General features: G+C 70.1%; 9 protein-coding genes and 1 pseudogene. 6 read left to right on the forward strand and 4 right to left on the reverse strand.

The window, feature by feature from the left end:
- Window positions 1–54 precede the first annotated feature (54 nt).
- Together ABT070_RS34705 and ABT070_RS34710 are read right to left on the reverse strand one after the other, a co-directional pair.
- Window positions 55–981 carry a hypothetical protein gene (locus ABT070_RS34705; protein ID WP_351766603.1) on the reverse strand — a complete coding sequence of 309 codons (927 nt, stop codon included), beginning with the start codon at window positions 979–981 and terminating at the stop codon, window positions 55–57.
- Between the two features lie 33 nt (window positions 982–1,014).
- Window positions 1,015–1,434 carry an ATP-binding protein gene (locus ABT070_RS34710; RefSeq protein ID WP_351766605.1) on the reverse strand — a complete coding sequence of 140 codons (420 nt, stop codon included), beginning with the start codon at window positions 1,432–1,434 and terminating at the stop codon, window positions 1,015–1,017.
- Between the two features lie 214 nt (window positions 1,435–1,648).
- Here ABT070_RS34710 and ABT070_RS34715 point away from each other — a divergent pair, with 214 nt between their 5' ends.
- From ABT070_RS34715 to ABT070_RS34725, 3 genes are read left to right on the forward strand one after another with little or no spacing between them, the layout of a single operon-like run.
- Entirely contained in the window at window positions 1,649–2,494 is an 846-nt protein-coding gene (locus tag ABT070_RS34715; protein WP_351766606.1) for a helix-turn-helix domain-containing protein, read from the forward strand.
- A gap of 8 nt (window positions 2,495–2,502) precedes the next feature.
- Window positions 2,503–2,730 carry a DUF397 domain-containing protein gene (locus ABT070_RS34720; protein ID WP_351766608.1) on the forward strand — a complete coding sequence of 76 codons (228 nt, stop codon included), beginning with the start codon at window positions 2,503–2,505 and terminating at the stop codon, window positions 2,728–2,730.
- A 9-nt stretch (window positions 2,731–2,739) separates the two neighbouring features.
- Entirely contained in the window at window positions 2,740–2,985 is a 246-nt protein-coding gene (locus ABT070_RS34725; protein WP_351766610.1) for a hypothetical protein, read from the forward strand.
- Window positions 2,986–3,029: 44 nt separating this feature from the next.
- Here ABT070_RS34725 and ABT070_RS34730 read toward each other — a convergent pair whose 3' ends face one another.
- Window positions 3,030–3,524 carry a MarR family winged helix-turn-helix transcriptional regulator gene (locus ABT070_RS34730; RefSeq protein WP_351766612.1) on the reverse strand — a complete coding sequence of 165 codons (495 nt, stop codon included), beginning with the start codon at window positions 3,522–3,524 and terminating at the stop codon, window positions 3,030–3,032.
- A 72-nt stretch (window positions 3,525–3,596) separates the two neighbouring features.
- On the opposite strand from ABT070_RS34730, the gene ABT070_RS34735 reads away from it, so the two are divergent.
- Together ABT070_RS34735 and ABT070_RS34740 are read left to right on the forward strand one after the other, a co-directional pair.
- Window positions 3,597–4,412 (forward strand): alpha/beta fold hydrolase, encoded by an 816-nt coding sequence (locus ABT070_RS34735; protein ID WP_351766613.1) that lies wholly within the window; start codon window positions 3,597–3,599, stop codon window positions 4,410–4,412.
- A 137-nt stretch (window positions 4,413–4,549) separates the two neighbouring features.
- Window positions 4,550–6,142, forward strand: coding sequence for a carboxylesterase/lipase family protein (locus tag ABT070_RS34740; protein ID WP_351766614.1), 1,593 nt, complete (start codon window positions 4,550–4,552; stop codon window positions 6,140–6,142).
- Between the two features lie 11 nt (window positions 6,143–6,153).
- Here the strand turns inward: ABT070_RS34740 and ABT070_RS34745 are convergent.
- A pseudogene (locus ABT070_RS34745) lies at window positions 6,154–6,774 on the reverse strand (MOSC domain-containing protein); the annotation flags it as partial.
- Between the two features lie 269 nt (window positions 6,775–7,043).
- Between ABT070_RS34745 and ABT070_RS34750 the strand changes: the two are divergent.
- On the forward strand, window positions 7,044–7,513 hold a 470-nt coding region (locus tag ABT070_RS34750), incomplete at its 3' end, for a DUF4142 domain-containing protein (protein ID WP_351766636.1).

Here is a 7,513-nt window from a genome sequence, read left to right on the forward strand (position 1 = left end):
GGTCAACGTTTCGTCGAGCCGGTCAACGGTTCACCAACCGGGAAGGCCCCGGCGTCACCCCTCCGGATCCGCGAACAGGTCCTCGGCGGTGGTGGCGTGGACGGCACGCTGCGACCACGTGGTGAGCCGACCGAGGTCGGTGCAGGACTCGACCCGCTCACGGACGGCGTCCGGCACGGGGATGCCACGCCATTCCAGGATGCGCAGCGTCATATCGGCCCGGTCCGCGACTCGGCCCTCTTCGCGACCTTCCTCACGGCCCTCTTCGCGTCCTTCCTCACGGCCCTGTTCGCGTACCTCCTCCGCGAGGGGGTGTCGCCAGAAGTACTGCATCGCGGTCATGAGGTCCCTCCACATCCGTTGTGCCTGAGGGTCTGTCAGGCATGAGTCGACGAACTGCACGAGCGCCGCGGCGCTGTCCCGGTCGATGGTCCGCAGGGCGGCTGCCAGCGATTCCAGTATGGCGGGGGCCTGCCGTCCCCGGCCGTGTGTCATCGCGGAAAGCACCGCAAGAGGTACGTCCCGCTCCGCCTCCTGCCGGGTGGCAATGACGGGAACGTTGTCCGGGCCGAGCACGAAAGGCCGCACGGTCAGCGAGGGCATCCCCCGCACACCGAGATGGATCGGCTCCGCCGCCCAGCGGGCCGTGGCACTGCTCTGGGTGACGACGACGAGCACGGGTTCGCAGCGGTACTTCTCGTAGAGATAGCTGAGGTAGTACGGCCAGCTGCCGCGCTTCCTCTCGTCGGGCTTGCCCTGCGACTCGACGACCAAGAGGTAGCTTCCCTCGTCGGTCTCGGCCCGGAGCAGCGTGTCCACGCGCCGCTCGATGGGCTCGATCTCGGTGAGGTCGACGTTCATGGCAGCGAAGTCGTGGGGCGTGGGGAAGGGCACGGACAACACCTGTTGCAGGGCACTGGTCAGGAGTCCGGGTTCCTTCTGGAAGATCCGGTGCAGCGCCTCGTGCGACGAGCCGACCATCGGCTCTCCTTTCTGTACGACGTGATCAACGAGCTACGCCGCGTTCAGTTCGCACCACACGAGCTTGCCCCGGTGGCCCATCCGGGAGAGCGGTTGCCAGTGCCAGAGGTCGGCGCAGGCCCGGACCAACGCCATGCCTCGGCCGTTCTCGGCGTCGGTCAGGTCCTCCAGCCGGGCCGGGGGCTCGGGTGGTTCGGGGTCCGCGTCCCAGGCACCGATCTGGAGCACGCCGTCCCGGAAGCGGAGGCGCAGGCAGGCGGGGCCCTTGGTGTGGAGTACGGCGTTGGAGACCAGCTCCGAGGCGAGCAGCTCCGCCGTGTCGGTGAGGTGCATCAGGCCGTGGAGGGTCAGGATCAGGCGCAGGGTGCGGCGGCAGACGGTGACGGATCTCGGGTCGCTGGGGATGTACAGGGAGTACTCCCAGGCGTCGGGGGTGGCGACGGTTTCGGACATGCGTCAGCTCCACAGGTGGGGGGTGAGGATGCAGGAATGCGCGTGCGGTGGCATGCCTCAGCCGTCATGGCAGGACGGAGCGGTGCACTTCCGTAGCGTGTGCGTTGCGTCACCGACGGTAGATCTAAATCTAGAGATGCGGCAAGCCGATCGCGTAATCTGACGCCGAACGAGTCGCGCATGCAGGCGCGTTGAACCTAGGAGCGGCCGAGCCTTGAGGCGCGAAGCAACGGCACGTCAGACGCGCGTGGCAACCGAACTGCGCAGGCTTCGAGAGGCCGCGGACCTCAACGCCCGCCAGGCGGCGGCACTGCTCGGCGTCAGCCCCGCCCAGATCACTCACATCGAGTCCGGACTCGCAGGTGTGAGCGAGAAACGGCTCCGTCGCCTCGCGTCCCACTACTCCTGCACGGACGACGAGTTCATCGACGCCCTGGTGACCATGGCCACGGACCGGACGCACGGCTGGTGGGAGGAGTACCGGGGGCTGCTGCCGGCGTCGTTCCTGGACCTGTCGGAATTGGAGCACCACTGTCGGTACCAGGCCAATGTGGCCGTTCTGTTCGTGCCGGGCCTGCTACAGACGGAGGAGTACGCCCGCGCCGTGTTCTCCAACAGGATCCCTGAACTCAGCGCAGATGAGCTTGAGTTGCGTGTCCAGCACCGCGTCGCGCGCCGCGTGGTCATCGAACGCGTGGCACCCATCAGCCTGGAGGCGGTGATTCACGAGGCGGCGTTGCGCATCAGGGTCAGCGACCGTGCCGCATCACGAGTCCAGCTCACACGAGTCCTGGAACTCTCCGAGGCGGATCACATCAGCGTCCGTGTCATCCCGCTCGACCTTGACGGCTTCTCCAGGGGCGGCAGCAGCATGACCTACCTGGGCGGCCCGGTGACCAGGCTGGACACGGTGATCCGCGACGCTCCTCACGGTGCCGCCCTGGTCGATTCCGAGGCTCAACTCGCCGAATGCCGTACGCGCTTCCTTAAGGTGGAGGCTGCGTCACTCGAACCGGAACGGTCGCGTGACTTCATCCACACCCTGCTGAAGGAGCTGTGAGGCGCGCTGTGATTCCCGCGAATTGGCAGAAGTCGACGTACTCCGACGGCGGTGACGGCAACGACTGCGTCGAGCTGGCCGCCACCCCCGTCGCGCTGCACCTCCGTGAGTCCGACGCCCCCGGTGCCGTGCTCACCACCGCACCGGTCCCGCTCGCCCGGTTTCTGCACGCCATACGCACAGGGACCCCCGGAATTGTGGCCTCCATCACAGCCCGCGCGGGCCGCGCCTGCTGAAGTGACCGGATGATCGGTCTCGTACTCCGCGTTCTCCCGTTCTGGGTGCGCGAACCCCTGCTCGTCGTCGTCGGCGTGCCCTTCAGCGTCCTTCTCTTCTACGCGGCCATCCGGGACCAGGAATGGATCGGGGCCGCGCTCGGCCTCGCCGTCGCCGTGTTCACCGCCGTCCGCATCCACACGATCAGGCGCGCCCTCCAGACCCGCCGCCAGGCGAAGGCCATGGAGGGCATGAAGCGCATCGAGGGCATCTAGGGCATCCGGGCCGGCCGGGGCGCCAGGACGAGCAGGGCAGCCGCTCAGTCGTCGACGTCGACGTGGTCGAACGTCCTCAGCATCTCCGTCAGCACCCGTACGCAGGCCCGCACCTCGGCGTCGGTGAGTTCACCCCCGACCTGGCGGTTCAGCATGTGCTCGCGGCCCAGGACCGTGGTGATCAGGCTCCGGCCCTCCTCGGTGATCCGGATCAGGGACGAGCGCTGGTGCGCGGGGTTGGGGAGGGTCTCCGCCCACCCGTGCGCCACCGCGTCGTTCACCATGCGCTGCACGAACTGCCGGCTCAGCGCCTGGATCCGGCTGAGCTGCGGGACCGTCAGGTCTCCCTTGCGGCGCAGCAGATCGAGCACGGAGCGCACCCCGACGGAGGCTCCCTCGACGGCCTCGCCCTGTTCGACCTTGCGCAGGGCGCGGCGGTAGAGGGGGCCTACCAGGTCGAAGACCTCGGTGAGCCGGTGGCCGAGTTCGTCGGGCGGGAGCGGGGCGCCGGCGGGGAGAGTCGGGTCGGTGTCGTTCACCCCCACATGATGCACCCGGAAATAATGACACCTTGGTTGCCAAAAGTCGGACTGGATGACACCTTGGTTGTCATGAATGCCGCTTCGGACATGAAGTACTTCGCCTCCGCCGACGGGGACCTCGCCTACCGCGAGGCCGGCGCCGGGGAACTCGTGGTCCTGCTCCACTCCGGATTCGTCGATCACCGTGTCTTCGACGCGGTGGTCCCGGCGCTCGCCTCCACGCACCGGGTGATCGCGGCGGACGTGCGGGGCCACGGCGCCTCCGCCAACGCGACCCGGCCCTTCCGCTGGGCCGACGACCTCGCCGCGCTGCTGCACCACCTCGACGCGGGCCCCGCGGTGCTGATCGGCGTCTCGATGGGCGGCCTGATCGTCAGCGACACCCTGCTCGAACATCCGGAGCTGGTCCGCGCGGCCGTCGTGTGCGGCGCCTCCACCGGCGAGTTCCAGGACTCCGACCCCTGGCACCGGGCGATCCAGGCCGAGACGGCCCGCGCCCTGGCCGCCGGTGACATCGAGGGCTGGCTGAAGGCGTTCCTGAACTATGTGCCCGGCCCGCACCGCACCCTCGACGAGGTGGACCCGGACATCACGCGCCGACTGGGCGAGATGGCCCTGAACACCCTCTCCAAGCACTCGCCCGGGGAGAAGGACTGGCACGTCCGGGTGACCGACACCTGGTCGCGGCTGCCCGGGATCGACGTCCCCGTGCTCACCGTGAACGGCGCCCTGGACACCCCCGACGTGATCGCCGCGGCACAGCGCCTCGCCGACAGCGTCCGCGACGGCCGGTCCGTGCTGATTGAGGGCACCGGGCACTACCTCAACATGGAGAAGCCCGAGGAGTTCACGGCCGTCGTCGCGGACTTCCTGCGCGCGCTCTGACCGGCCTCGGGGCCCGCCGCGCGACCGGCCGCGCGACCGGCCTCGGGGGTCTGCCTCAGGGACAGCCTCCGGGGCCGCCTCCGGGGCCGCGGATATCCGGTGGATCAGGTGGGCCGCTGGTGACAGGCTTCCGGCGCATGGGGGAACAGCCGTGGGCGGAGACCGAGTTCCGGACGACCGGTGGCACGGTCCGCGGCAGGCGATCGGCCGACGGCGTCACCGCCGTGCTCGGCATCCCGTACGCCGCCGCGCCCTTCGGCGCGCACCGCTTCCGCGCGCCGCGGCCCGCCGCCGGCTGGAGCGCGACCCGGGACTGCACGGCGTTCGGACCCGTCGCGCCGCAGTCCGCGGAGCTGCCCGGTTCGCCGGTGTGGCGTCCGGGGGACGAGGAGGTGCTCACCGTCAACGTGTGGGTACGGCCCCCGCCGGACGGCGGCCCGCTGCCGGTGCTCCTCTGGATCCACGGCGGCGCCTACACCTTCGGCTCCTCCGCCCAGCCCGACTTCGACGGCGCCGCGCTCGCCCGTGCCGGAGTGGTCGTGGTCAGTTGCAACTACCGGGTCGGTTTCGAGGGGTTCGGCCATGTGCCGGGCTTTCCCGCCAACCGCGGGCTGCTCGACCAGGTGGCCGCGCTGCACTGGGTCCGGGAGAACATCGCCGCGTTCGCCGGCGATCCCGGCAACATCACGGTCGCCGGGCACTCGGCCGGAGCGGGTTCCGCCGCCTGTCTGATGGTCATGGAAGAGGCCCGCGGGCTGTTCCGCAGGGCCGTCGCCCACAGCGTGCCCCACGGTTTCTTCGGCGTCGAGGCCGCCGCCGCGATCACGTCGAGGATCGCGGCGGAGGCCGGGGTGCCCGCGACGGCCGCCGGACTGCTCTCCGCTTCTCCGCAGGCCCTGGTGGCCGCCGCCGACAAGGTCGCCGGAGCGTGCGGGACCGATCCCGTGACACCGGTCCAGGCATTCGATCCGGTCGTCTTCCAGCCGGTGATCGACGGCGAGGTGCTGCCCGGCGACCCGCTCCGCGCGCTCGCTTCCGGCATCGCCCGCGATGTGGACCTCCTGGTGTGCCACACCCTGGAGGAGTACTGGTTCCTGCACGAGGTCGGCGCGGTGCGGGAGGTCTCCTCGGAGCCGGAACTCGCGGGCTTCGCCGAAGCCCTCGCCCTGCCCGCCCGGCTGGTCGCCGGATACCGCGCGCTGATGCCGGACGCTCCGGTGCTGGACCGCTATCTGGCACTCTTCGGCGACGCGGTGTTCGGCGAGTACAGCAGCCGGCTCGCCGAACAGCACGCGCGGGCCGGCGGCCGGGCGTATCTGTCGCGGTTCGCCCGCAGGCGCGCGCGCCCGGGTGGCGGGACCCGGCCCTGGCACACCGCCGACATCCCCTTCGCGTTCGGCAATCTGGACGCGGCGGGCGCCGACTTCCTCATCGGCGGCACCCCCGACGCACAGGACCGGGCACTGTCCCGGCGCATGCTCCGCGCCTGGGCCGACTTCGCCGCCTGCGGTGACCCGGGGTGGCCCGCGGTCACCGACGACGGCACGACGGTGCGGGTCTGGGCCGTGCCGGACGATCACCTGTCCGACGACGGCGCCTCCGCCGTGCGCGCGCTGTGGCGGGGTGTCTCTCTCGAAGCCGCACCCGGAGTCGCATCCGAGGTCGCGTCCGAGGTCACCACCACCTCGTCGCCGACCGACACCTTCCCCGCTCGCCGTACCTCGAAGTAGGCGCCGAAGGAGACTCCGCCGCCGTCCGCCCGCCGGTAGTCCGCGAGGGTGCGCAGCGGTTCCGGGCCGGAGCGGCGGCCGGTGCGCTGGTCGACCATCGTGATGGCGCAGCGGATCGTGTCCTCGGTGAAGGCCAGTTCCGTGCCGGCGATGGTGAGGCGGGCGGCGCCGTCCTCCGTGTGGGGGATGTCCCAGCCGTCCACGACCAGGTTGGGCCGGAAGCGGTTCATCGGGAGGGGGTCGGCTCCGCGTTCGGTGATCCTGCGGTTCAGGGCGTCCAGGCTGGCCCGGGAGACGAGGTGCAGGCGGCCGCTGTTGCCGGCGGGGGTCCGGACCAGGGTGCTCGGGGTGCCCAGTAGGTCCGTGAGCCAGTCGTGCACGTCCGTGCCGTCCGCCCGCACCGGGTCTCGGCCGGGTGCCCGCAACGTCAGTTCGCCCCCGGTCAGTTCCGGTGTGATCAGGGCCAGCCCGGGGTCGCCCCACTGCCAGCGCAGCTCGCCCTTCTCGTCGGCGACGGCGTACGTGCGGTCGTGCCGCAGACCGGTTGTCGTCAGCTCCGCCGCCGAGAGCTCCGTGCCCGCGCATCCCTTCACCGGGTAGTACGTGATCCCGACCAACCGCCCGACCGTCATCCCCACGCCCCCTCGTCAGTCCGTCATCAGCGCCGGTACGAGACCGTCGTACCCTTTCCCGCCCACGGTCCGTACGGGCCCGAGTAAGTTCCCTGTGGGAACTTAACCCGGCCCGGATGCCTGGTCCATGAACTTTTCACTCAGGACGGTGAGCACGTCGGACCCCGCGTCCGTACTCCTGTGTGCCGTCCTCCACGGGCACGGCACATCGACATATCGGCGGTACCCCCGACCGGGCAGGAGGCACGGTGCCAATTTCGCGAAACATGATGGGAACCCTGTTCGTCGGCGGTGCGCTGACCCTGACACTCAGCGCACTGGCCTACCCATCGATGCTCGGACTTGACACCGTGTCGTCTTCGGGCGACCGGATCATCGCCAACACCCAGTGGGGTCCGCTGACGGAAAGCGACCGCGCCTTCGTCGTGGCGGTGCGCGCGGCCGGTCTGTGGGAGTACCCGGTCGGGCAGATCGGGCTCCAGAAGGGGCAGAGCAAGGGCGTCATCACCGCCAGCCAGCACCTCATCGACGGCCACGCGGCGCTCGACACCACCTGCCTCAAGATCGCGCCGATGCTGAACGTCACCCTGCCCAACGTGGCCAGTCCACAGCAGGAAGGGTTCGTCAACACCCTCAAGGCCGATCAGGGCAAGCAGTTCGACGTCGACTTCGCCAACATCCTGCGCATGACGCACGGTTCGATCTTCAACACGGTGGCGAAGGTCCGCTCGACGACGAA

Origin of the sequence: Streptomyces sp. NPDC002884, assembly GCF_040295245.1 — a bacterium.
Classification (GTDB): Bacteria; Actinomycetota; Actinomycetes; order Streptomycetales; family Streptomycetaceae; genus Streptomyces.

Excerpts from the sequence above, each read along its gene's own strand:
- ABT070_RS34735 (WP_351766613.1), top strand. The coding sequence starts at position 3,597 with ATGAATGCCGCTTCGGACATGAAGTACTTCGCCTCCGCCGACGGGGAC.
- ABT070_RS34705 (WP_351766603.1), bottom strand. The coding sequence starts at position 981 with ATGGTCGGCTCGTCGCACGAGGCGCTGCACCGGATCTTCCAGAAGGAA.
- ABT070_RS34740 (WP_351766614.1), top strand. The coding sequence starts at position 4,550 with ATGGGGGAACAGCCGTGGGCGGAGACCGAGTTCCGGACGACCGGTGGC.
- ABT070_RS34710 (WP_351766605.1), bottom strand. The coding sequence starts at position 1,434 with ATGTCCGAAACCGTCGCCACCCCCGACGCCTGGGAGTACTCCCTGTAC.
- ABT070_RS34725 (WP_351766610.1), top strand. The coding sequence starts at position 2,740 with ATGATCGGTCTCGTACTCCGCGTTCTCCCGTTCTGGGTGCGCGAACCC.